The sequence below is a fragment of the Streptomyces sp. NPDC056987 genome, assembly GCF_042673865.1.
GTDB lineage: Bacteria > Actinomycetota > Actinomycetes > Streptomycetales > Streptomycetaceae > Streptomyces.
This window is the reverse complement of record NZ_JBHURV010000005.1, coordinates 139,954-162,523: the sequence shown is the minus strand read 5'-3', so window position 1 is coordinate 162,523 and position 22,570 is coordinate 139,954. Positions and strand designations below refer to the sequence as shown.

Annotated in this window: 23 protein-coding genes and 1 pseudogene; 12 read left to right on the top strand and 12 right to left on the bottom strand. The window is 69.8% G+C overall.

All coding sequences use genetic code 11. The annotated features are described in order from the left end of the window. Nucleotides 1–86 precede the first annotated feature (86 nt). Nucleotides 87–941 carry an ABC transporter permease gene (locus ACFTZC_RS08255; RefSeq protein ID WP_382888109.1) on the bottom strand — a complete coding sequence of 285 codons (855 nt, stop codon included), beginning with the start codon at nucleotides 939–941 and terminating at the stop codon, nucleotides 87–89. On the opposite strand from ACFTZC_RS08255, the pseudogene ACFTZC_RS08250 reads away from it, so the two are divergent. Then, nucleotides 933–1,301, top strand: a pseudogene (locus tag ACFTZC_RS08250) (sensor histidine kinase); the annotation flags it as partial. The gene ACFTZC_RS08255 and the pseudogene ACFTZC_RS08250 sit on opposite strands and share 9 nt — an antisense overlap. Here ACFTZC_RS08250 and ACFTZC_RS08245 read toward each other — a convergent pair. Genes ACFTZC_RS08245 through ACFTZC_RS08230 form a run of 4 tightly spaced genes read right to left on the bottom strand, consistent with a single transcriptional unit; the run spans nucleotide 1,285 to nucleotide 6,028 of the window. After that, on the bottom strand, nucleotides 1,285–2,922 hold the full coding sequence (locus tag ACFTZC_RS08245) for an alpha-amylase family glycosyl hydrolase (protein ID WP_382887965.1): 1,638 nt from the start codon (nucleotides 2,920–2,922) through the stop codon (nucleotides 1,285–1,287). The pseudogene ACFTZC_RS08250 and the gene ACFTZC_RS08245 overlap by 17 nt on opposite strands. A gap of 8 nt (nucleotides 2,923–2,930) precedes the next feature. Further along, nucleotides 2,931–3,809: a carbohydrate ABC transporter permease gene (locus tag ACFTZC_RS08240; protein ID WP_382887964.1), complete on the bottom strand. Its 879-nt coding sequence runs from the start codon at nucleotides 3,807–3,809 to the stop codon at nucleotides 2,931–2,933. Beyond that, complete coding sequence (locus ACFTZC_RS08235; protein ID WP_382887963.1) at nucleotides 3,806–4,732, bottom strand: carbohydrate ABC transporter permease; 927 nt, start codon at nucleotides 4,730–4,732, stop codon at nucleotides 3,806–3,808. Before ACFTZC_RS08235 ends, ACFTZC_RS08240 begins: the two co-directional genes overlap by 4 nt. A gap of 6 nt (nucleotides 4,733–4,738) precedes the next feature. Then, nucleotides 4,739–6,028, bottom strand: a complete 1,290-nt coding sequence (locus ACFTZC_RS08230; protein WP_382887962.1) for an ABC transporter substrate-binding protein — start codon at nucleotides 6,026–6,028, stop codon at nucleotides 4,739–4,741. A gap of 130 nt (nucleotides 6,029–6,158) precedes the next feature. Between ACFTZC_RS08230 and ACFTZC_RS08225 the strand changes: the two genes are divergently transcribed. The 9 genes from ACFTZC_RS08225 to ACFTZC_RS08185 all read left to right on the top strand — a co-directional run bounded on the left by ACFTZC_RS08225 (nucleotide 6,159) and on the right by ACFTZC_RS08185 (nucleotide 14,223). Next, entirely contained in the window at nucleotides 6,159–6,875 is a 717-nt protein-coding gene (locus ACFTZC_RS08225) for a FadR/GntR family transcriptional regulator (RefSeq protein WP_382887961.1), read from the top strand. 8 nt (nucleotides 6,876–6,883) lie between these two features. Then, nucleotides 6,884–7,978: a D-2-hydroxyacid dehydrogenase gene (locus ACFTZC_RS08220; protein ID WP_382887960.1), complete on the top strand. Its 1,095-nt coding sequence runs from the start codon at nucleotides 6,884–6,886 to the stop codon at nucleotides 7,976–7,978. 199 nt (nucleotides 7,979–8,177) lie between these two features. Further along, entirely contained in the window at nucleotides 8,178–8,882 is a 705-nt protein-coding gene (locus tag ACFTZC_RS08215; protein ID WP_382887959.1) for a GntR family transcriptional regulator, read from the top strand. Beyond that, entirely contained in the window at nucleotides 8,879–9,685 is an 807-nt protein-coding gene (locus ACFTZC_RS08210) for a LamB/YcsF family protein (RefSeq protein ID WP_382887958.1), read from the top strand. The genes ACFTZC_RS08215 and ACFTZC_RS08210 overlap by 4 nt, the downstream gene beginning before the upstream one ends. Then, entirely contained in the window at nucleotides 9,682–10,320 is a 639-nt protein-coding gene (locus ACFTZC_RS08205; RefSeq protein WP_382887957.1) for an allophanate hydrolase subunit 1, read from the top strand. Before ACFTZC_RS08210 ends, ACFTZC_RS08205 begins: the two co-directional genes overlap by 4 nt. Continuing rightward, the gene (locus ACFTZC_RS08200; protein ID WP_382887956.1) at nucleotides 10,317–11,294 is read left to right on the top strand and encodes a biotin-dependent carboxyltransferase family protein; all 978 of its coding nucleotides are present in this window, start codon (nucleotides 10,317–10,319) and stop codon (nucleotides 11,292–11,294) included. The genes ACFTZC_RS08205 and ACFTZC_RS08200 overlap by 4 nt, the downstream gene beginning before the upstream one ends. Nucleotides 11,295–11,412: 118 nt before the next feature. Beyond that, entirely contained in the window at nucleotides 11,413–11,865 is a 453-nt protein-coding gene (locus ACFTZC_RS08195) for a VOC family protein (RefSeq protein WP_382887955.1), read from the top strand. Nucleotides 11,866–12,067: 202 nt separating this feature from the next. Continuing rightward, entirely contained in the window at nucleotides 12,068–13,402 is a 1,335-nt protein-coding gene (locus ACFTZC_RS08190; protein ID WP_382887954.1) for an MFS transporter, read from the top strand. Beyond that, nucleotides 13,399–14,223 carry a putative hydro-lyase gene (locus ACFTZC_RS08185; protein ID WP_382887953.1) on the top strand — a complete coding sequence of 275 codons (825 nt, stop codon included), beginning with the start codon at nucleotides 13,399–13,401 and terminating at the stop codon, nucleotides 14,221–14,223. Before ACFTZC_RS08190 ends, ACFTZC_RS08185 begins: the two co-directional genes overlap by 4 nt. A 94-nt stretch (nucleotides 14,224–14,317) precedes the next feature. Here the strand turns inward: ACFTZC_RS08185 and ACFTZC_RS08180 are convergent, their stop codons facing one another. After that, nucleotides 14,318–14,908 carry a helix-turn-helix domain-containing protein gene (locus tag ACFTZC_RS08180; RefSeq protein WP_382887952.1) on the bottom strand — a complete coding sequence of 197 codons (591 nt, stop codon included), beginning with the start codon at nucleotides 14,906–14,908 and terminating at the stop codon, nucleotides 14,318–14,320. Between the two features lie 112 nt (nucleotides 14,909–15,020). On the opposite strand from ACFTZC_RS08180, the gene def reads away from it, so the two are divergent. Together def and ACFTZC_RS08170 are read left to right on the top strand one after the other, a co-directional pair. Next, a complete protein-coding gene (def, locus tag ACFTZC_RS08175; RefSeq protein ID WP_382887951.1) occupies nucleotides 15,021–15,683 on the top strand; it encodes a peptide deformylase in 663 nt (220 codons plus the stop codon). Between the two features lie 125 nt (nucleotides 15,684–15,808). Then, nucleotides 15,809–16,498: a GntR family transcriptional regulator gene (locus ACFTZC_RS08170; protein WP_382887950.1), complete on the top strand. Its 690-nt coding sequence runs from the start codon at nucleotides 15,809–15,811 to the stop codon at nucleotides 16,496–16,498. A gap of 10 nt (nucleotides 16,499–16,508) precedes the next feature. Here ACFTZC_RS08170 and ACFTZC_RS08165 read toward each other — a convergent pair whose 3' ends face one another. From ACFTZC_RS08165 to ACFTZC_RS08140, 6 genes are all read right to left on the bottom strand, one after another. Next, complete coding sequence (locus ACFTZC_RS08165; RefSeq protein WP_382887949.1) at nucleotides 16,509–17,552, bottom strand: hypothetical protein; 1,044 nt, start codon at nucleotides 17,550–17,552, stop codon at nucleotides 16,509–16,511. Between the two features lie 14 nt (nucleotides 17,553–17,566). Continuing rightward, nucleotides 17,567–18,202 carry a DUF624 domain-containing protein gene (locus ACFTZC_RS08160; RefSeq protein WP_382887948.1) on the bottom strand — a complete coding sequence of 212 codons (636 nt, stop codon included), beginning with the start codon at nucleotides 18,200–18,202 and terminating at the stop codon, nucleotides 17,567–17,569. Continuing rightward, nucleotides 18,199–19,104: a carbohydrate ABC transporter permease gene (locus ACFTZC_RS08155; RefSeq protein ID WP_382887947.1), complete on the bottom strand. Its 906-nt coding sequence runs from the start codon at nucleotides 19,102–19,104 to the stop codon at nucleotides 18,199–18,201. The genes ACFTZC_RS08160 and ACFTZC_RS08155 overlap by 4 nt, the downstream gene beginning before the upstream one ends. 9 nt (nucleotides 19,105–19,113) lie before the next feature. Continuing rightward, nucleotides 19,114–20,067 (bottom strand): carbohydrate ABC transporter permease, encoded by a 954-nt coding sequence (locus tag ACFTZC_RS08150; RefSeq protein WP_382887946.1) that lies wholly within the window; start codon nucleotides 20,065–20,067, stop codon nucleotides 19,114–19,116. Further along, the gene (locus ACFTZC_RS08145) at nucleotides 20,064–21,389 is read right to left on the bottom strand and encodes an ABC transporter substrate-binding protein (RefSeq protein ID WP_382887945.1); all 1,326 of its coding nucleotides are present in this window, start codon (nucleotides 21,387–21,389) and stop codon (nucleotides 20,064–20,066) included. The genes ACFTZC_RS08150 and ACFTZC_RS08145 overlap by 4 nt, the downstream gene beginning before the upstream one ends. Nucleotides 21,390–21,583: 194 nt before the next feature. Further along, nucleotides 21,584–22,561, bottom strand: a complete 978-nt coding sequence (locus tag ACFTZC_RS08140) for an aldo/keto reductase (RefSeq protein WP_382887943.1) — start codon at nucleotides 22,559–22,561, stop codon at nucleotides 21,584–21,586. Between the last annotated feature and the right edge of the window lie 9 nt (nucleotides 22,562–22,570).

Sequence of the window (22,570 nt, the reverse complement as noted above, 5' to 3'; positions counted from 1 at the left end):
GCTTTCCACCTGGCCGGCCGGGCCGATGGGGGTCCGGGCGCGGCCGTGGTCCGCGCCGTTGACAGCAGGCCCACCCGAGCCGCCCGCTACGCCGTCGCGAGGGCCTCGGTGGGGGTCAGGCGGGCGGCGCGGAGGGACGGGTAGACGCCGGCGAGCATGCCGATCAGGATCGCGCCGCCGAATCCGGCGGTCACCGAGCCGAGCGGGATGACCGGCTCCCAGCCCTGCTGGGCGGCGTAGGCGGCGGTGGCCAGGCCGCCGAGCCCGGACAGGACAACGGATTCGGTGAGGAACTGGCCGCGGTTGGCGCCCAGGGCACGGCGCGGTCCGATCTCCCGGCGGCGTTCGAGGACGGAGATGACCATGGTGTTGGCCACGCCGATGCCGCCGACGAGCAGGGCCACCCCCGCGAGGCCGAGGAAGAGCGCGGAGAAGGTGCTCTCGGTGGCCCGCTTGGCGGCCAGTGCGTCGGACGGGCGGCTGATCTGGACCAGGCCGGGCAGTTCGGGGTTGATGGTCGCGGGCAGCACGTCGCGTACGGCCTCGATCTCGGACTCCCTGGCCTTGAGGTAGATCACGGTGGGGTGGCCGTCGAACCTGAGCAGGCTGCGCGCAGCATCCCAGCCCACCAGGACCGAGCGGTCGATGTCCGGCGACAGCGGGGTCTTCTCCAGGGTGCCGATGACCGTGAACCAGCGCCGGTTGATGTAGATCTGCGGGGCGGGCCGCCCGGCGGTGATCTTCGGGATGCCGAGGCTGGACGCGGCGGCCGAGCCGAGGACGGCGGTGGGGAACTTCTCCGTGTCCGCGCTGAGGAATCGGCCCGAAGCCACCTTTCCGTTGATCGCCCGGAGCAGATCGGCGTTGCCGGCCAGGACGGTCAGGCCCGCGTAGCCGGCGGCGCCGGCGCGGTCGTTGCGGAAGACCTCGGCACCACGCACACCGAGGGCGCCCCCGTCCTCTCCGCGGACCCCGTGCGCCTGCGCCAGACCATCGGCAACCTGCTGTCCAACGCCGTCCGGCACACCCCTCCCGGCGGCAGTGTCACCCTGCGCTGCCGCCACACCTCCGACCACGTGGTGATCGAGGTCGCCGACACCGGCACCGGCATCGACGCCGGCGACCTGCCCCATGTCTTCGACCGCTTCTGGCGTGCCGACAAGTCCCGCAGCCGCCGGACCGGCGGCAGCGGCCTGGGCCTGGCCATCGTCCGCCAGCTCACCGAAGCCCACGGCGGCACGGTCTCCGTGGCCAGCACTCCGGACACGGAAACGGTCTTCACGCTCACCCTGCCGCGGTGACGGGAGAGCCCACGGTGAGGAGTCGCGCCTCGAACGGTGCGAGGTCGACCACTCCGTCCAGGAAGTCCCGCTCTCCGACGGCCGAGTGGGACGACCAGCGGGTGGTCCTGGAGCCGGGGAAGGGGACGCTTCGACGGCGGTCGGAGAGGTTCACCACCACCAGCACCGAGGCGTCGCCGTCACCGCGGAGGTGGACGAGATACTCCGGGTCGGAGGAGAGCACGGTGATGGCTCCCCGGCGCAGGGCGGCCAGCTCCCGCCGGAGCGCGAGAAGCTCCTTGACCTGGGTGAGGACCGAGCGAGGGTCGGTTTCCTGCCGCTCGACGCTGAGCGAGGGCGCCCAGGAGGCGATCGGCAGCCACGGTTCAACGTCACCGGCGGTGAATCCGGCGTGCGCCGCGGTCCCGCTCCACGGCATGGGCATACGCTGCGGGTCCCGGCCGAGTCCGAGTCCGGGCGCGCGGAGTTCGGCACAGTCGCGCGCCTGCCCACTGTCGACGTGGACGTCGGGCAGGCCGAGCTCGTCACCGTAGTAGAGGGTCGGTGTTCCCTTGAGGGTGAGCAGCAGAGCGAGCGCCCCGGGGACGCGTTCGGGCCCGATACGGCTGGCGAGGCGGGACCTGTCGTGGTTGCTCAGCACCCAGTTGGGCTGCGAGCCGGCGGGGAGGGCGGCGTAGTACCGCCGGATCAGGTCCGCCAGGTCCAGGCCGTTCCACGGGGCGTCGATGAGGGAGAAGTTCATCGCGAGGTCCAGCCCGCGGCTGCCGAGCGCGGCCACGCGTTCGAGCTTGAGGTGCAACTCCCCCATCAGCATCCGGTCGTCGTACTCGTCGGTGACCGCGTGCATCTCCGCGAGCAGGCCCGGTAGTTCGGGCTGGTCGGCGGTGTATTTCTGGACCTGCCGGACCGTGGTGTGCGCGGCCGCCCCGCCGATCTCGAACGAGTCACCGCCGTCGTCCGCCGGGTTGTCACGGAGTCGCGCGTCCTTGATGAGGCGCCACACGGCGTCCACCCGGAATCCGTCGACGCCTCGGTCCAGCCAGAACCGCATGACGTCGAACATCGACCTTTTGACCTCCGGGTTGCGCCAGTTGAGGCTCGGCTGTTCCGGGAGATGCGCGTGGTAGTAGTACTGTCCGGTCCGCTCGTGCAGCGTCCAGGCGGGTCCGCCGAAGGCGGAGGCCCAGTTGTTGGGCGGGCCCCCGTCGGGGCTCGGATCGTGCCAGATGTAGTAGTCCCGGTGTGCGCTGTCACGGCCCGACAGGGCGTCGCGGAACCACGGATGCTCACTTGAGGTGTGTTGGGGTACGTAGTCGAGAACGACGCGGAGTCCGCGGTCGTGCGCACCCTTGACGACCCGGTCGAAGACCGCCAGATCGCCGAACACCTCGCCGATCCGCGTGTGGTCGGAGACGTCGTACCCGAAGTCCAGCAGAGGCGACCCGTAGACCGGGCTCAGCCAGACGGCCGTCACGCCGAGTGCCGCGATGTGGTCCAGGCGCTGTTCCACACCCCACAGATCGCCGAATCCGTCGGCGTTGCCGTCCTGGAACGACGGTACGTACACCTGGTAGAGGACCCCTTCCCGCCACCACTGTCCGCTGCTGTTCGCCTCGTGCATCCGAGGGTTCATCCTTTCACCGCTCCCGACGTGAGGCCGGACACGATCTTCTTCTGGAAGACGAGGACCAGCAGGATGAGCGGGATCGATATGATCAGCGAGGCGGCGCTGATCGTGCCGAGCGGCTGCTCGTACTCGCTCGATCCGCTGAAGAAGGCGATGGCGACCGGAACCGTGCGCGCCTCGGGGCTGTAGGTCAGTGTGGCGGCGAGCAGGAACTCGTTCCAGGCGAAGATGAACGCGAGGATTCCCACCGTCGCGATGCCGGGCACCGCGAGGGGAAGGATGACCTTGTAGTACGCCTGGAAAGGCGTGGCCCCGTCGATGTAGGCCGCCTCCTCCAGTTCCACCGGGATTTCCTTGAAGAAGGTCACGAGGGTGTAGATCGACAACGGCAGCGTGAAGGTCAGATAGGGGATGATCAGCCCTACGAGGGTGTTGTAGAGCCCGAGGTCGTTCCACAGGGAGAACATCGGGGCGGCGATCGCGATGCCGGGGAACGCCGTCACGGACAGTACGACGCTCAGGATGAGGAACTTGCCGCGCATCTTCAGACGCGCGAGGGGGTACGCGGCGAACGACGCGACGACGAGCGCGAGGACCGTGGAGACCGTGGCCACGATTCCCGAGTTGGCGAGGGCCCTGAGGAACTGGGAATCGCCGAGGACCGACGTGAAATTGTCGAAACTCGGGTGGGGAGGGAAGAGACTCGCCGTCGAGAGGTCGGCGCCGGTCTTCAGTGACGTGTTGATGAGCCAGTAGAAGGGCACCAGCGAGAAGACCATGACGGCCGCGACGGCACACCACACCAACGGGTTGCGCTCGGCACGGCGCCGCCGGGACCTGTGGCGTACGGGCGGCTGCCCGTCCACGACCGCGTGGGTCATCGCGAACCTCCCTTGACGACCGATCGGATGTTGCCGCCGGCGAAACGGATGTAGACGAACGAGACGAGCATGACGATCACGAAGGTGAGGATCGATACGGCGGAGCCCTCACCGATCAGCTGTTTTCCTCGCAGGGTCTGATACGCGAGAATGGACATCGTGTCCGTTCCGTGCGCGCCACGCGTCAGGACGAACGGCAGATCGAAGACGCGCAGGGCGTCGAGCGTTCGGAAGATCATCGCCAGTGCGATCGCCGGCCACAGCAGGGGTAGCGTCACACTCCAGAAGTGCCGGAAGGCACCCGCGCCGTCGAGTTGCGACGCCTCGCGCAGTTCGGCCGGGATGACCTGAAGGCCGGCGAGCACGAGCAGGGCGACGAAGGGCGCCGTCTTCCAGACGTCCGCCAGGACCACCACGGTCATCGCGTATCCGTCCTGCCCGAGCCAGACCACGTTGTTGCCCGTGATGCCCATCGAGCTGAGCAGTGTGGAGACGAGGCCGAGGTTCGGATCGAAGATGGTCCGCCACGTGATGGCGCTCACGACGGTCAGGATCGCGTAGGGAAGCAGGACGACGCTGCGCAGGAGTGTTCTGAGCCGGAACGCGATGTTGAGCAGGAGGGCGATTCCCGTTCCGATGACGAGTTCGAGCGGGACCGAGATCGCCGTGAAGAGGAACGTGTGGCCCACCGCGTCCCACCAGGCGCGCGAGGTGAGCTGCTCCGTGTAATTCGCCAGGCCGACGAACCGGGAGAGCCCCGGTGTGATGATGCTGTACTGGTGCAGGGAGAGCCATATCGCGTAGAGGATGGGGTATCCCGCGATGGCCGCCATGAGGATCAGAGCCGGCGCCACCATACGGCCGGCGAGCCGCCGTTCGGTGGAATCCGCGGCCCAGTGCTTGGAGGATCTGAGGAATTGCATGGTGTATCAGAAGGTCCTCGTTGCCGCGTCGATCTCTTTCGCCATCGTGGATGCCGCGTCCTCGGGGGACAAGGATCCCGAGAGCACCTTCCCCACCGCCTCGTAGATCGCCTGCGACATCTGCGGGTAGACGGGTGACACCGGTCGGCTCTTCGCGCTCTTCAGCGCCTGCAGCAACTCCTGCGAGAACGGCATGGCCTTCTGGACCCGGGCGGACCGGTAGGCCGCCTCGGTGACGGGAGCGAGCGCGTTGTTGACGGCGATGCTCTCCTGCCACTTCTCGCTGGTCATGAAGTCGATGATCGCCACGGCGCCGGCCTCGTTCTTGGAGAAGGCGCTGACGCCGAGGTTGCTGCCGCCGAGCACACCGACCCCGGCGCCCGGCTTGTTCCATCCCGGCAGGGGCGTCACGGCGAACTTGCCGGCGATGCCCGACTTCTGACCGGCCGCGTAGGCGTAGGGGTAGTTGCGCATCGTCGCCCCGGCGCCGGATTCGAACGCGAGGCGCGTCGCGTCCTCGTCGTAGGTCAGCACCGACTTCGGGGAGGCACTCTTGTCCATGCCGTCCCGCATGAACTTCAGTACGTCGACGGTCTTCGGCGAATCGACGGCCACCTTGCCGTCCTTGTCCAGCACGTCGCCGCCCGCGCTGTAGAGCAGCTCCAGGAAGCTGACGGTGAGTGATTCGCTCTGCGCCGCCTGGTAGAGGAACCCCTTCGCGGCGTCCTTCTCCCCGTACCCGTAGAGCTCCTGCCAGGTCCGCGGGGCCTTCGCCTCGTCGGTGCGGTAGTAGAGCAGACCAGCGTTCGAGTAGAAGGGGACGCCCCAGTACGTGTCCTTGTAGCGCAGTGTGCTGGCGGTGGAGGGGATGAGCTTGTCCAGCTTGGGCTCCATCACCTTGCTCATGTCGGCCAGCCCGCCCTGAGCTGCCAGTTGGGCGGTCCAGACGACATCCAGGCGCAGGACATCACACTGGGTCGACTTGGTCTGCATGCGCTGATTGATCTGCTGCAGCTGGTCGTCGGCCGAGGAACCGAGCTCCACATAACGGGCCGTCATCGTGGAGTGCGCCTTGTTGAACGCCTCCATCGTCGCCTTCCAGACACCGGACGCGTCCGTGGGTCCGCAGACCGTCACGTCCCCCGTGGCCGACTTGCCCAGCGACGGGTCGAGTTGCGTGGCGCCGGCACCGGTCTCCTCCGAGCCGGAGCAGGCCGTGGCCCCGGCGGTCAGCGCCGTGACCACTCCGATCGCCGCCAGCACACGGAAGGTACGTCGTTCACGTGTCGACATCATTGTCTTGCACCTCTCGATCACTTGGGTGGCTCCCCACCCACCAGGCGTCCCTCTGGTTTGCCTCTGCGGCGCTCCGCTACACTGAGCCGAACAATCCTATTTGTAGGATGAATGAGAGGGAGTAGAGCACGTGGCCGAACCTCGCGTCAAGGCAACCCGACGCAATCTCTCGACATCCATCGCCGACGATCTGCTGTTCCAGATCAAGAGTGGTCAGCTGCCACCGGGCTCGAAGGTACCGGGGGAAAAAGACCTGATGGCGCACTACGGAGTGGGGCGGAACACCGTCCGGGAAGCCGTCCAGTCCTTGGTGACGATGGGCTACCTCGATGTCCGCCCCCGCGTCGGGGCACGGGTGACCTCGGTGCCGATCGACGAGGCCGTCGAGGCGACGACCATCTCGGCGCTCCTGGCCGGCGAGGCCGTCGGGGACATCTACGAGCTTCGGCGTGTACTGGAGACCGAGATCGCGGAGCGCGCGGCGATCGAGGCCACACCGGAGGACCTTGAGGCGATCGCGGCGGCCCTGGAGGACTACAACCGTGCCCACCGGGACGGCCGAGGGGCCTACCGGGCCGACGTGGCCTTCCACTCGGCGGTGGCGGTGGCCAGTCACAACGTGGCGTTCCGCAACGTGCTGGAGGGTGTGGGCGATCTCCTGTTGAACGCACGCCAGTTGACCGACCACCTCCCCGGAGCGGTGTCGCTCGCGGCCGAGGAGCACGCGGACATCGCGCGGGCGGTCGAACAGCGCGACCCGGAGAGGGCCCGGCACGCCATGAAAGTCCATATGCAAACCTCTGTCGAGGCGTGGAAGCGCGCGCAGCGACTCTTCAGCGAAAAGTGAAACGGCTCGTGAACGAACACACAACGTCGGCCACGGAGCGGATCGCGCCCGGCCACAAGCGCCTTCGCGTAGCTGTCGCGAACCCTCTCCACGAGGAGTCCTGCCGGCGCATCGTGGAGCGCGAGCCACGCGTGACCCTGCTGGTCGATCCCGCGCTGCTCCCCCGCATGCGGCACCGAGCCGATTTCTCGGGTGATCCCGGGTACCTGAGAACCGCCGAACAGCGCGAGAGATTCCACGCCCTGCTCGATTCGGCCGACGCGCTGCTGGGGATCCCGGGCGGCGATCCGGGGGAGCTCGCCCGTGCCGTGCGAGCGAACCCGGGGCTCCGTTGGGTGCACGCGACATCGGCGGGGGGCGGTCAGCAGGTCGGGGCGGCGGGCCTCGGCCCGCACGACCTCCAGCGGGTCGCCTTCACCACCTCGGCGGGCGTGCACGGATCGCCCCTGTCCGAGTTCGCCCTGCTCGGCATCCTCTCCGGAGCGAAGGACCTCCCCCGGCTGCAGCGGCTGAAGGAGCGACGCGAATGGAGCGACCGGTGGATCTCCCACCCGATCTCCCGCTACAAGGTGCTCGTCCTCGGCTTCGGCGGAATCGGCCGGGAAGTGTCCCGATGCCTCTCGCTGCTCGGCGCGAGCGTGACCGTCATGTCGCGGAAGGCCGGTGCCGCGCATCCGGACGTCGAACGGTTCGTCGCCCCGGACGCGCTGGGTGATGTCATCGGTGAGATGGACGCCATCGTGTGTGCGCTGCCGGGCACCGACCTGACGACACACTTGGTCGACGAACGGTTCCTGGCAGGGGTCAAACCCGGTGTCACCTTCGTGAATGTGGGCCGGGGCAGCGTCGTCGACGAGTCGGCCCTCGTCGCGGGCCTGCGGGACGGGCGGATCGGTTTCGCCGCGCTCGACGTGTTCGAGGTCGAGCCGTTGCCGCGTACGAGCCCTCTGTGGTCCCTGCCCAACGTGTTGATCAGTCCGCACACCGCCGCTCTCTCGGCTGACCAGGAGGAAGGCGTTGCCGACCTCTTCGCCGACAACGCCACCCGGCTCCTCGACGGCCATCCGCTCAAGAACGTGGTGAACACGGTCGAGTTCTACTGACGTTCCGCTACTACTGACGTTCCGCCCGGGCCGGCATCGGCACCGGTGGTGCCGGCTCCGGCACCGCGGCCCGGCGGCGGGGCGGCACAGAGCGGGGGCCCGCGCCCTCATGCGGGTGGCGAGTTTCCGTTGGGTAAAACCGGGATTGCCTCTGGTCGAAGCTCTTCCCCCTGCTGTGCATCCACTGTATACACAGCATATGAGTCGAGATGACCGAGCCCTGCGCGCCGATGTGAACGGCGCCGACGCTCTCACCGGCAAGCTGCGGCAGCTGATTGTCGAGGGTGTCTATCCGCCGGGGCACCGCCTTGTCCAGGATGAACTCGCCGACCGTTTCGGAGTCAGCCGGATCCCGCTCCGGGAGGCCATGCGCACCCTCGCCAGCGAGGGGCTGCTGCGCACCACGCCGGGCCGTGGCACCTTCGTCACGGCCCTGGACCTGGACGAGATCGACGAGATCTACAACCTGCGGCGGCTGGTCGAGCCGAGCTTCGCCGAGCACGTCACCGAACGGGTGTCCCGGCGTGACATCAGCCGGTTCGACGAGATGGCCCACGCGATGGAACGGGTGGCCGAAACCGGCGCGGATTCCTGGTCGCGGACCAACCTGGCGTTCCACCTCGACATGTACCGGCTGTCCCGGCTGCCCCTGCGCTACGAGATCATCTCGGGGATGTACCACCGCCTGGAGCCGTACTCACGGTTCTACGTGCACGGCACGTGCGCCTACGGCCGCGTCCAGCAGGAGCACGCGGCGATGGTCCAGGCGCTGGCCGACGGCGACGCGGAGGAACTCTCCCGGCAGATCGTCGCGCACATCGACGGGGGGCAGCAGGGCCTGCACGCGGCCTGGGAGAACAGCGGCTCGGACATGCAGACCTATTGGGCGGAGTCGGCCCGGTGACCGCGCTGGCGATCAACACGGACGTGGGCGAGGGGTTCGGGATCTGGGGCCCGGCCGACGAGGGAGACCTGCTCGACCAGGTCACGGCCGCCAATGTCGCCTGCGGGTTCCACGCCGGCGACCCCGACATCCTGCGCCGGACCTGCGAGGCGAGCGCCGCGCGGGGCGTGGCGATCGGCGCACAGGTCTCCTACCGCGACCTGGCGGGCTTCGGCAGGCGCTTCATCGACGTGCCGCCGGCCACACTGGTCAACGAAATCCTTTACCAGATAGGCGCGTTGGAAGTCTTCGCGCGTCTGGCGGGCAGCCGGATCAGCTATGTGAAGGCCCACGGCGCGCTGTACAACGCGGCGGCCCGGCACACCGGGCACGCGACGGCCCTCGTGGACGCGGTCGCCCTGTACGACCCCGGACTGCCGCTGCTCTGCCAGCCGCGTACGGTCCTCTGGGAGCGGGCCGTGGCGGCCGGACTGCGGCCGCTGGCCGAGGGGTTCATCGACCGCGGCTACACCGACGAGGGACTTCTCGTGGCGCGCTCCGCGCCGGGCGCCCTCGTGACGGACCCCGCGGAGGCGGCCCGGCGGGCGCTGCGGATGGCGCAGACCGGCACGGTGGTCTCGGTGACCGGCAAGGCCGTACGGATCGCCCCGGACGGCGAGGGGCTGTCGGCGCTGTGCGTGCACAGCGACACCCCGGGCGCCGTCGCCCTCACCGCCGCGGTACGGACGAGCCTGGCCTCGGGCGGGATCACGGTCGGTACGCCGGGAGACCTCGTCCCCGAGCGCGCGGAGGCACGGCCGTGACGCCCGCCCGGCCGGTCCTCAGGCGTGCGGGCGACCGCGGCTGGCTGATCGAGTGCGCGGGGCGCCGCCCCGCGGACGTCGCCACCGCGATCCGCGGTCAGTCCTGGGCCTCGGAACTTCGCGAGGTGGTGCCCGCGGCGACGACCGTCCTCGTGGTGGCCGAGACCGCCTCCGGGATGGGGCGGCTCGCCGACGGGCTGCACGGTGTGCTCGACGCGACCGGCGCCCGGCGGACCCGGCCGGCCGCCGGGAAAACGGTGGTGATCCCCGTCCGGTACGACGGAGCGGATCTCGCCGCGGTCGCCGAGCTCGTCGGCATGACTCCGGACGAGATCGCGCGCCTGCACACCGCCGGCGAGCATGCGGTCGGGTTCTTCGGCTTCGCTCCCGGATTCGCCTACCTGGACGGCGTACCGGAGAGCCTGCGGCTGCCGCGGCTGTCCAGCCCCCGGCCCAGGGTGGCCGCGGGGGTGGTGGCGATCGCCGGCAACCAGACGGTCGTATACCCGGGGGGAACGCCCGGGGGCTGGCACCAGATCGGTGTCACCACCGCGCGGCTGTGGGACGTGGCGGCCGAACCGCCGAACCGGCTCGCGGTCGGCGACCGGGTCGTCTTCGAGGCGGTCGCGTCATGAGCACGGCTCTCCGCCCCGGCCGAAGCTCCGGCGCGCCCGTCCGGACCGGCGCGGTCCCGGAGCCCGGCACCGCGCGGGACACCCTCGGCGGCGGCCCGACGGCCCCGGACGACGCCGCGGTACTGACCGTGGTCGAGGCGGGTGTCGCCACCAGTGTCCAGGACCTCGGCCGGCCCGGTCTCGCGCATCTGGGCGTCCCGGCGTCGGGCCCCACCGACCGGCGCAGCTTCCGGCTCGCGAACCGGCTGGCCGGCAACCCGGAGAACACACCCGCGCTCGAAGTCACCGTCGGCGGCCTGGCGGTGACCCTGTCGGCGCCCCGGTACGTGGCCATCACCGGAGCACCGGCGCCCGTGACGGTGGACGGCGTACCGGCCCTCGACGGCCCGCTGGTGCGGCTGCCCGCCGGATCCGTACTGCGGATCGGACGCCCCTGGGCCGCCTGCCGCAGCTATCTGGCCGTCTCCGGGGGGATCGAGACGGACCGGGTGCTGGGGTCGGCCTCGCGTGACTCGCTCACCGGCCTGGGCCCCGCGCCGGTCACCGCCGGCACGGAGTACGGACTCGGCCCGGCGGCCCCGGTCCCGGCGGTTCCACTGGAGCTGGCGTTCAGCGTCGTCCCCTGCGGAGGCCGGGTCACCGCCCGGTTCCGCTGGGGCCCGCGGCACGACCTGTTCAGCGCCGCCGACCGGCACGCGCTGACCACGACGCCGTGGCGGATCTCCGCCCAGTGCGACCGGGTGGGCGCCCGTCTGACCGGTCCGCCGCTCTCCGTCGGCCCGGTCGACCTGGCCAGCGAGGGAACCGTGCGCGGCGCCATCCAGGTACCCCCCTCCGGCGAGCCGATCGTGTTCCTCTCGGACCATCCGGTCACCGGCGGCTACCCGGTCATCGGAGTCGTCACCGACGCGGACATCGACCTCGTCGGCCAGACCCTGCCCGGGGACGAGCTCCGGCTCACCCCGGTGTACTGAGGCGAAGAGAGAGGAGATCACCGGCAGCCGTCACACACCGCACGTTCCGACCGACCGCACACCGCACGTTCGGACCGACCGCACACCACCACTGTCACACGTCAACCAAGGAAGAGACATGACCGTTCAGCCCACCGCCCTCCCCCCCTTCCACCTGGCCGTCCCGGTCGACGACATCGAAGCCGCCCGGGTGTTCTACGGCACGGTGCTCGGCTTCAGCGAGGGCCGCTCGGACACCAAGTGGATCGACTGGAACTTCGCCGGCCACCAGGTGGTCACTCATCAGGTCGGTGACGGGTCCTCCGGGACCGACCGGGACGCCATCGCCGGGACCAACCCCGTGGACGGCCACCAGGTACCGGTACCGCACTTCGGGCTGGTACTCCCCGTCGCCGAGTTCAAGGAACTCGCCGACCGGCTCACCGCCGCGGGCACCGACTTCGTGATCGAGCCCTATATCCGGTTCCAGGGTGAGCCGGGCGAGCAGTGGACGATGTTCTTCCTCGACCCGGCCGGCAACGCGATGGAGTTCAAGGCGTTCGCCGACATCAACCAGCTCTTCGCCGTCTGATCCGTCACAGGGACGGACCGGGACGGACCGGGGCCCGGCATCGGACGACGGTCATCAGCAGGAGGACTGGTCCCGCTGACGACCGTCGTGCGGGCCCCCGTGCCGTACGGCCCGTCCGTCCGCGGTACGCACCGCATCCGTACGACCCGCACGACTGACACCACATCCCAGCCATAGGACATGTCAGATCCGGAGGACCCCCATGACGAGCGTATCAACGGTTTCCAGCGCACCCGGGAACACCTCGGACCCCGGGGCCGGGGCAGGCCCGTCGGCCTCGGCGCCCCGCAGGGCGGCGATGGCGGCGGCGGCCGGTACCGCCATCGAGTACTACGAGTTCGGCGTCTACAGCTACCTGGCCGTCGTCATCGGCCCGCACTTCTTTCCCGGCGACGACCCCACGGCCACCCTGCTGGCCACCCTGGCGGTGTTCGGCAGCGCGTTCCTGATGCGGCCGCTCGGCGGCATCGTCCTCGGCAGGCTCGGCGACCGGGTCGGGCGCAAACCCGTGCTGATCCTCACCGTGGTGGGGATGGGCAGCGCCACCGCCGCCATCGGGCTGCTGCCCACGGCCGGCACCATCGGTGTGGCCGCGCCCGTGGCGCTCCTCCTGATACGGCTGGCGCAAGGGTTCTTCGCGGGCGGCGAGGTGACCGGCTCCGCCACGTATCTCGCCGAATCGGCCCCGCACGGCAAGCGCGGACTCTTCGGAGCCTTCACCCCCGTCGGCGTGGCCCTCGGAGGCGGAACGGCGGCGCTGGTGGCGGGCCTCACCACGACCGTACTGAGCGAGCGTCAGCTCGACGCGTACGGCTGGCGCATCCCCTTCCTGCTCTCGCTCCCGCTGGTCGCCCTCGCGCTGTTTGCGCGCAAGCGTCTTGAGGACTCCGAGGCCTTCCTCGCGCAGAAGTCGGAACAGGCCACGCCGAAGGCGCCGCTGACCGAGGTGCTCACCCGGCACCGCGGTCCGGTGCTCAAGGTGACCCTGCTGGCCATCGGTTCCAACTGCGGCTACTGGGTCGGCCTGATCTTCATGAACATCTACCTCACCACCGAGCTCGGTTACGCCAAGTCCTCCACGTTCTGGATCATGGGCGGGATCAGCCTGTTCGTGGCCGCTCTCATGCCGGTCTGCGGAGCGCTCTCCGACCGGTGGGGCCGCAAACGCCTCCTCACGGTCGGCTTCGCCGGATACGCGGTCCTGGTCATCCCCGCCATGCTCGTCATGGGCCTGGGAAGCTTCCCGCTCGCGGTCGCCGCCATGGTGGTCCTCGCCCTGCCGATGCCGATCGTCCAGTCCGTCACCTACCCGACGTACGCCGAGATGTTCCCCACGCGGGTGCGCTACACGGGTCTCTCGTTCAGCTTCAACATCGGCACCATCGTCGGCGGTGGGCTCAGCCCCTACCTGGCGACCTGGCTCATCTCCGCCACCGGCAACCTGCTCGCCCCGGGGTTCCTGCTGATGGTGGCCGTGGTGATCGCCCTGCTCACCCTGCGCACCGTCCGGGAATCCAGTCAGGAGACACTCGCATGACCGCCACCGGGCGCGGGCCCACCCACCGCGACGCCGTACCGTCCACCCCGGCAGCGCTCCGCCGTCTCGTGGCGGACGGCCGGTGGACCGGGCCCACCGCCGGGATCCTGGACGGATACCAGCAGGCCAACCTCGTGATCGTGCCGCAGGAACTCGCCTTCGACTTCCTGCTGTTCTGCACCCGGAACCCGAAACCCTGCCCGGTCATCGCCGTCACCGAGCCCGGTGACCCGGTCGTCCGCCTCGGCGGCACCGAGGCGGATCTCCGTACCGCTCTGCCCCGCTACCGGGTGTGGCGGCACGGCGAACTGACGGACGAACCGTGCGACATCACGGACCACTGGCGCGCGGACTCCGTCGGTTTCCTGCTGGGCTGCAGCCACACCTTCGAGGGACCGCTGCGTGCGGCGGGGGTCCCCGTCCGCTACGCCGAGGACTCGGCGGCGCCGCCCGTCTACGTCACGAACGTGCCGACGAGGCCGGCGGGGAGGCTGTCCGGGCCCCTGGTGGTCAGTCTGCGGGCGATCCCCGCCGGGCTGGTCCCGCGCGCCGTCGAGATCACCTCCCGCTACCCGGCCGGGCACGGCGCACCGGTGCACATCGGCGATCCGGCGGTGCTCGGCATCACCGATCTCACCCGGCCGGACTTCGGGCCGTCCCCCGTCGTCATGCCCGGTGACGTACCGGTGTTCTGGGCCTGCGGGGTGACCCCGCAACTGGCGCTGCCCCAGGTCAAGGCCGAGTACGCGATCACGCACTACCCCGGCCACATGTTCGTGTTCGATCACACCGTCGACGCCGGGCCGGAGAACATGGGGTAGCGACCATGGGGTGGCGTCGCCCGGTGCGCCACCGGGACCGGGACGGGCAGGACCGGGGCCGGGTCCGAGGCCGAGGCCGAGAGCAGGCGGTACCTCAGTCCTGGGCCGCGTCGCCCGGTGCGTGGGGAAGCAGCGGGAACAGCCGGGTGATGAGGGCCACCGGTCGAGCGCTGTCCGGCCGGGCCAGGGGGCGTTGCTCGCGGTCCCGGTAGGGCGCGAGGGTCCGTCGGATCACGTCCGCGACCCGGCTCATCTCCTCAGGTGTCAGATAGGCGACGGCGCTGAAGGCTTCGTCGTGGCGCCATGCGGACGGCGCCTCGTCCCGCTGGGCCAGCCATCGCTGCCAGCTCTCGTCCTCCAGGCCTCGGGCCAGGTCGTCGAACCGCCCCTCCGCGGGCCCGTCGGCGGTGGCCGTGGGCCGCTTCAGACGCCAGGGGCGGGCGCGTCCCCCGCGGTGCGGGGCTTCCTCGATGTAGTCGTGGCGGGCGAGCTGCCGTAGGTGAAACGAGCAGAGGCCGGAGCTGTAGCCCAGCCGGGAGGCGGCTTCGGTGGCCGTGACCGCGCCGACTTCGGCGAGCAGGCCCAGCAGGGCCGTCCGGACCTCATGCTCGCGCAGTTCTCCGCGCAGTTCTCCGCCCGTGCCGCGTGTCCGGTCGTTCGGGGTGTTGACGTCATCTTCAGTCACTTTGCAAAGTCTGCTACTTTGCAAAGGACTTGGCAAGCAGTGCGTGCGCGGGAGCATCACGGCGCCGTGACGTCCGTGGCGTCCGCGGCACGCGCCGAAGGGGAGGCAACTTGTGTCTGTGCGTCATGAACGGTCCCGCCCTGCCGACCGGCGCGTCCGTCTGCAAGGCCGCCCCGTCGACTCGTATCCGGCTCTGGCGCCGGAGGCGGAACGGGGTTCGGTGCGCCGGGTCACGGTGGTAGGTGAGGAGATCCTCAGCCGCTCGTGCCAGGAGGTGACCCGGTTCGGCTCCCCCGGGTTGTCGGCGCTGATCGACGACATGTTCCTGACGATGTACGTGGCCGACGGCGCCGGGCTGGCTGCCAACCAGGTGGACATCGGCCTGCGGCTGTTCGTCTACGACTGTCTGGACGACCACGGGATCCGGCATGTCGGCCACCTCGTCAACCCGGTTCTGGATCCGCCCGATCCGGGCAGCCGCCGGCTCGTCGACGACGTCGAGGGGTGCCTGTCCGTGCCCGGTGCGGGCATGGCGGTTCCCCGCACCGATCACGCCGTCGTCCGCGGGCTCGACCAGGACGGCGAGCCCGTCGTCATCGAGGGGACGGGCTACTTCGCCCGGTGTCTGCAACACGAGACCGATCACCTCCTCGGTCACACGTATCTCGACCGGCTCTCCAAGCGGGATCGCGCGGAGGCGCTGCGGCAGATGGCAGACCGCCGTGAGGGCGTCTTCGCCCGACGCGCGGCCAAGGCCGCGGGCCTGGGGCGGTGAGATCTCGGTGCACCGGGTGCCTCGCCCTTCCGCGACGACTCCCCCGGTCGTCCGCCGTGCGGGAGCGGAGCCGGATCGGGTGGCTGCCGGGTGGTGGCGGACGGGGGCGGTTATAGCCTTTGGTCATGAGTGTGAGTGAAGCCGGTCCTTTCGATCGTCGGAGTCTGCGCGAGCGGACCATCGCCTATCTGCGTGAACAGATCGTCTCGGGGGCGCTGCGACCCGGCGAGCACGTCCGGGAGGTACCGCTCAGCGACACGCTCGGGGTCAGCCGGGGGACCTTGCGGGAGGCTCTGCGTCCGCTGGAGGCCGACGGTCTGCTCGTCAATGACGGGAAGGGGCGGATGCGGGTCAGGAAGCTCAGCGCGCAGGAGATCGGCGACGTCTTCGAGGTGCGGACGGCCCTGGAGATCCTGGCCGCCTCGAAACTCGCGGGGAGCGCCCGGCGTGCGGAGTTCGCGGACGCGCTGGAGCGGAAGGTCGGGCAACTGCGGGAGCCCGGTCTCGGGTTCGGCGAACGGATCGACACCGACCTGGGGTTCCACGCCCTGATGTGCGAGCTGACCGGCAACGGCACGCTCAGCCGTTCCTGGCTCCAGCTGAGCAGCCAGATCCGGATGATGATCATCGCGGCGGGGCAGGAACGGGCGATCGGCAGGATGCGCTACGAGGCGCACCTGCCGATCATCGAGGCCATCCGCACCGGTGACGTGGACGCCGTCCGGGAGACCCTCACCGAGCACATGGCGGACTTCACCCGCCGGTATGTCGGTGACGCGCTCGCCGAGGAGACGGAGCCCGCGGACACGCCGTGACGGGGCGGGGTCAGCGGACCCTGCGGAGTGTGTCGAAGAAGCCCCGCTTCGTCTCGGTGCCGGCAGCCCAGTCGACCGGTACGGCCTGATAGCCGTGGTGGTAGTCGCCGATCGTCGGCCGCGGCGGGTCGGTGGTGACCGAGCCCGGGTCGAAGTAGCCCCAGGAGGCGCCCGCGGCGAGGGCGGCCTTCATGTGGTTGTGCGGCTGGTCGAAGTCGAAGTGGTCGTCCTCGTTGAACATGATGGGCTTCGGGGTGTACCCCGGTGCGGCCCTGACCTCCTCGGTCATCTCCCGCAGCCGGTCCGGGGCGGGGGTCCCGTTTCCGTGCAGCAGAACGAAGTCGGCCTCGGCGAGCACCCGTTCGGTGATGATGGGCGGGTGGGCGAGGAAGCTGGTGCTGACCAGCAGCCTGCGGCCCTCATGGGTGATCGACTTGGCGAGGGCGATCAGTTCATGGACACGTTCGGCCTTGATCAGGCTGTGCGTGTAGTGGCGGTGCCAGTTCACCTCGTTGGCGATCTCGATCAGTACGTGCCGCCAGCCGGACCGGAGCACCCAGGTGCAGACCTCGGTGACGGCCCGCCGGATGGCCGGTTCGTCGCGAAGCCGGTGGTCCTGGCCGTGGTAGAAGATGTCCAGGATGACGACGAGGCCGAGCCGGTCGGCCTCCTCGATGATCCTTCCCAGGCGTCCGCGGTAGGCCGTCGACAGTTCGCCCTCGGGGGTGAACGCGGCGTTGTCCCAGGGCTGTTCGACGCTGTAGCCCTGGGGGCTGCCGCCCTGGACGCCGAGGGTGAAGGCGTCGAGGCCGTCCGCCTTCCACTGCGGCATGGCGGCGAGGAATTCGCGGGTGTTGCGTTCGGCGTCCCACACCCCGGTGTCGGGGTACGCCCACTGGTGGACGGTGTCGGGATTGGCGTCGTCGAACACACCGTTGATCATGCGGCTGTTGAGCAGCAGACCGTCGAGCGGGATGCCGTCGAGGGTACGGCCCTGATTGGCGGTCCGTCCGTCGACGACGAAGTGGGTTCCCCGGATGTCGATCGAGGTCATGCGGGTCGTTCTCCTTACGGGGTGACGGGGTGACGTGGTGACGAGGTGGTGGCCGTCCGGGCGGCGGGGCGGTCGTGGGCCGCGACGACCAGGCGGGCGGCCGGCGCGGCGATGAGCAGGGCGGCGAACGGCTGGACGTAGACGCAGCAGACGGCGAGCAGGGCGACGGCGGCGGTGAGGGCGGCGGCGACCGGGTGCCCGACAACGCGCTCCACCGTGCGGCGGAAGGCGTCACGGACCCCGGAGGCGCCGTCCGCGAGGGTGGGTACGAGGTTCGCCGTGAACACCAGGAAGGGGATCGCGACCGCCGCCGACGCGACGGCGGCGTACGGCCGCTGCCCTGCCATGTGCGGGACGATCAGCGCGTTCGCGGTCAGCACCGCGGCGACCGGGAAGAGAATGGCGAAGGCGGCGGTGCCGGTACGTGCCGAGCGCCGCAGGTGGCCGAGATAGGCGGTGGCGACGGGGCCCTCGTCGCCCTGGGCCCAGGCCCGTACGGTCGCCACGAGCGCGGCGGCGGCCGCCGGAGCGGTGACCAGAGGCGCGGCGGTGACCGTCCACAGCAGGCTCAGGTACAGGTACCGGCAGGCCGTGTCGAGCGCCGCGTAGCAGCGGCCGGACCACCAGGCGCCGCGGGGCGGGCGGGTCATCCCTTCATCCCGGAGGTGGAGATGCCGTCCACGATCAGCCGCTGGAAGATCAGGAACAGGGCGAGGGTGGGCAGCAGCGAGAGCACACTCATCGCGAACATGGGGCCGAACTGCGACTGGCCGGTGCCGTCGACGAACTGCCGCAGCGCCAGGGGGACCGTGTACAGCTGCGACTGGGAGATGTAGATCAGCTGGGAGAAGAAGTCGTTGTACGTCCACAGGAAGGTGAAGATGGCCGTGGTGACGAGCGCGGGCGTCAGCAGCGGGAGGATGACCCTGAGGTAGATCATGCCGGGGTTGCAGCCGTCCAGCGCGGCGGCGTCGTCCAGGTCGCGGGGGATGCCGCGGATGAACTGCACCATCAGGAAGATGAAGAAGGCGTCGACGGCGAAGAACTTGGGCAGCACCAGCGGGAGGTAGGTGTTCACCCAGCCGAGGTCGTGGTACAGGACGTACTGCGGGATGATCGTCACCTGTGCGGGCAGCATGATGGTGATCATCATGAGCGCGAAGGCGACGCCCTTGAACCGGAACTCCAGCCGGGCGAAGGCGAACGCGGCCAGCGAGCAGGCGAAGATGTTGCCGACGACGGCCCCGAGGCTCACGACGACGGAGTTCAGCAGCGGCCGTCCGAAAGTGCTGCCGTCGGCGCTGGTCCAGCCTCGGACGTAGTTGCCGAAGTCCCAGCTGTGCGGGAGCAGGCCGGCCGAGCCGAAGATCTCGTCGGCGGGCTTCAGGGACGCCGACAGCAGCCACACCAGGGGGTAGAGCATCGCGACGGCGCCCGCGGCGAGGACGAGGTAGAGCAGGGCCCGGACGGTGCGTCGGCCGGCGGTGGCGGCACGGGGCGCGGGTGCGCCCGGGGGTGCGCTCCCGCCGACGGGTTCGGTGGTGGTTGTCATGGTGCGTTCTCACTGTTCGTCGGCGTAGTGAACCCAGTACCGGCTGAGCCAGAAGTTGACCGCTGTCACCGCCGCGATGATGGTGAGCAGGACCCAGGCCATGGCGGCGGCGTAGCCCATCTCGAAGTTGTTGAACGCGGCCTGGTAGAGGTACAGCGTGTAGACGAGCATCGAGTTGCCGGGGCCGCCCTGGCCGCCGCCGATGATGAAGGCGGAGTTGAAGACCTGGAAGGCGCTGATCACCTGGAGGATCAGGTTGAACAGGATGATGGGGGTGAGCATCGGCAGGGTGACGGAGAAGAACTTCCGTACGGTGCCCGCCCCGTCGAGGGAGGCGGACTCGTACAGCTCCGCGGGGATCTGCCGGAGCCCGGCCAGGAAGATGATCATCGGCGAGCCGAACTCCCAGACCCGGAGCAGGACGAGGGTGCCCAGCGACCAGGTCGGGTCGCCGATCCAGCTGGTCGTGGACTCGATGCCGATCAGGCCGAGCAGGTTGTTGAGGAGCCCGTCGGCGCCGAAGATCTCGCGCCACAGGATGGCGATGGCGACGCTGGAGCCGAAGAGGCTGGGCAGGTAGTACAGCGCACGCCACAGGCCCAGGGCCTTGACGCCGCGGTTGAGGATGGTGGCCAGCAGCAGCGCGAAGGCGAGTTGCAGCGGCACCGCGACGGCCACGTACACGAGGGTGACGACGGCGGACTTCCGCCACAACGGGTCCGCGGTGAACATCCGCGTGTAGTTCTCCAGCCCGGCCCACCGGGGCGACGAGAGCAGGTCGTAGTGGGTGAACGACAGGTAGAGGGAGGCCAGGAGGGGGCCCGCCGTCAGCACGACGAGACCCACGATCCAGGGGCTGAGGAACAGCAGTGCCCATGCGCCCTGGGAGCGCCGCCGGCTCGTGGGAGCCGGCTTCGCCCCGGTGGCCGGGGCCGCGCGGGGAAGCCCGGAGGTGATGGTCACGACAGATATCCCTCGGCCTGCGAGAAGAAGCCGTCGGTCCCCGCGGCGATGGACTGCTGCCCGGTGGCGATTCCCTGGCTCGTCGTGACGAACGCGGTCATCACCTGCGGGGAACCGCTGGGGAACTCCTCGTCGAGGGGCGGAACGGGACGGGCGAACTCCTTGGCGACGAGTTCGACGTAGTCGACGAACAGCCGGTCGCTCTTGCCGTACGTGATCGTCCTGCGCAGTTCCAGGTTGGGCGGGGCGGCGAACTCGGCCTGGAGGACGCTCGCGGCCTGTTCGTCGTTGAGCATGAAGTCGACCAGCGCGACGGCGTCCGCGGGGTGGCTCGAACGGGCGTTGACCGCGACCCAGTTGGAGGCCCTGACGAAGTGACCGGAGTTCGAGGCGCTGGGCATCGGCATGGTGCTGACGGCCAGCTCGTTCTTCGTCAGGGCCTGGAAGCTGCTCAGGACGTTCGGATAGATGAAGAAGTTGGGCACCTTGCCCGTGACCAGCAGTGAGTTGCCGAAGCCGCCGGTGGAGGTCTGCACGGTGAGGTCCCCGGGCGGGGCGGCGCCGCTCTTGCGCAGGTCCGCCCAGATCTCGAACCAGGCCTGCATGTCGGCCTTGGAGAAGCCGAGCTTGCCGTCCTTGTACAGTTCCTTGCCGCGCTGGCGCACGAAGATCTCGAAGCCGTTGAAGTCGGTGCTGTCGTCCATGGTGCCGTAGAGGCGGCCGCCGGACTTCTTCCGCACGTCGTTGGCGAAGGAGATGAACTGGTCCCAGGTCTGGCCGGGTTCGGGGACCGACAGGCCCAGGCCGGTCAGCGCCGACCGGTCCCAGATCACACCGTAGGCGTTGTCGCCGAGCGGCAGGGCCACGCGCTTGCCGCCGATGACGCCGCCGGAGGAGGCCTCCTTGTCGAGGGGCGACAGGTCCAGGACCTTCGCGCTGTAGCGGTCGAGGGGCGCGAGGGCGTTCTTCGTGGCGTACTGCGCGACGATGTTCTGGAAGAGCGCCAGGACGTCGGCGGCGGCGCCACCGGCTATCTCGGTGGCCAGCTTCTGCGCGTAGGCCTCGTTGGAGAGCAGTTGCAGGCCGACCGTGCCGCCGTGCTTCTTGGCGTACAGCTCGAAGACCCGCTGGAGCTTCTGCTGCCGGACGTTCGAGCCGTAGGCGGACATCTTCAGCGGGACGTTGCCCTGGGGTGTGACCGAGGCGGACCCCGGGCTGCCGGAGGTGCCGCAGCCGGCCAGGGAGAGGGTGGTCGCCCCGGCGGCGGCGAGACCGAGTCCGAGGAAGGAGCGGCGGGAGGGACCTCTGCCGATGTGGTGCATGGTGCGTGCCTTTCTCCGTTGAAAGGTGAAGGGGAGAGACGGGAAGACGGAGCGTCGGGTCGGGGAGTCGAGGAGCCGGACGCGAGGGGGAGGTGGGGAGGCGGACGCCGGGAGGGTCCGCCGGGAAGCATGGCCGAAGGCGCCGGAAGGGGTGACCGGGGGCACCGGGAGGGGACTCCTCCGTGGGCCGAGGGTCAGAAACCCTCCATCCGGTGGGGAACGTAGTGGGTTTCGAGCAGGCTCATCTCGTCCGCGTCGAGCGAGAGACCGACGGCCGCCACGGCGTCGTCGAGGTGGTGCGGTTTGGTGGCTCCGACGATCGGCGAGGAGACGACCGGGCGGTGCATCGTCCAGGCGAGGGCGACCTGGGCCCTGGTGACCCCCCGGGCCTCGGCGATCGCCGCGACCTGGTCGACGATCTTGCGGTCCTCGGCCTCGGCCTGCTGGTAGAGCGTCTTGCCGAGGGGGTCGGTCCTGATCCGGTCGCTGGTGTCGTCCCAGGCTCGGGTGAGCTTGCCGCGGGCCAGCGGGCTCCACGGCAGCAGGCCGACGCCCTGGTCCAGACAGAACGGGTGCAGTTCGCGCTCGTCCTCCCGGGTCAGCAGGTTGTACTGCGACTGCATGGAGACGAAGCCCGTCCAGCCGCCGAGCCGGGCGGTGTACTGGGCCTTGGCGAACTGCCAGGCGTGCATCGACGAGGCGCCGATGTAGCGGGCCTTGCCGGCCTTGACGACATCGTGCAGGGCCTCCATCGTCTCCTCGATCGGGACGGTGTCGTCCCACCGGTGGATCTGGTAGAGGTCGACGTAGTCCGTGCCCAGACGGCGCAGGCTGGCGTCGATCTGTTCCATGATGTGCCCCCGGGAGAGCCCGCCGCCGTTCGGACCCGGCCGCATGACGCCGTGGACCTTGGTGGCGATGACGACCTCCTCGCGGCGCGTGAAGTCGCGGACGCAGCGGCCGAGGATCTCCTCGCTGTGGCCGAGGGAGTAGATGTTGGCGGTGTCGAAGGTGGTGATGCCGAGTTCCAGGGCCCGCTTGACGAACTCGCGGCTGGGCTCCTCGGGCAGGCTCCAGCCGTGCGCGCCCCGGTCGGGTGCGCCGTAGCTCATGCAGCCGAGGGTGACGGCGGAGACTTCGAGCCCACTGGCGCCTATCTTCCGGTACTTCATGTCGGTGTG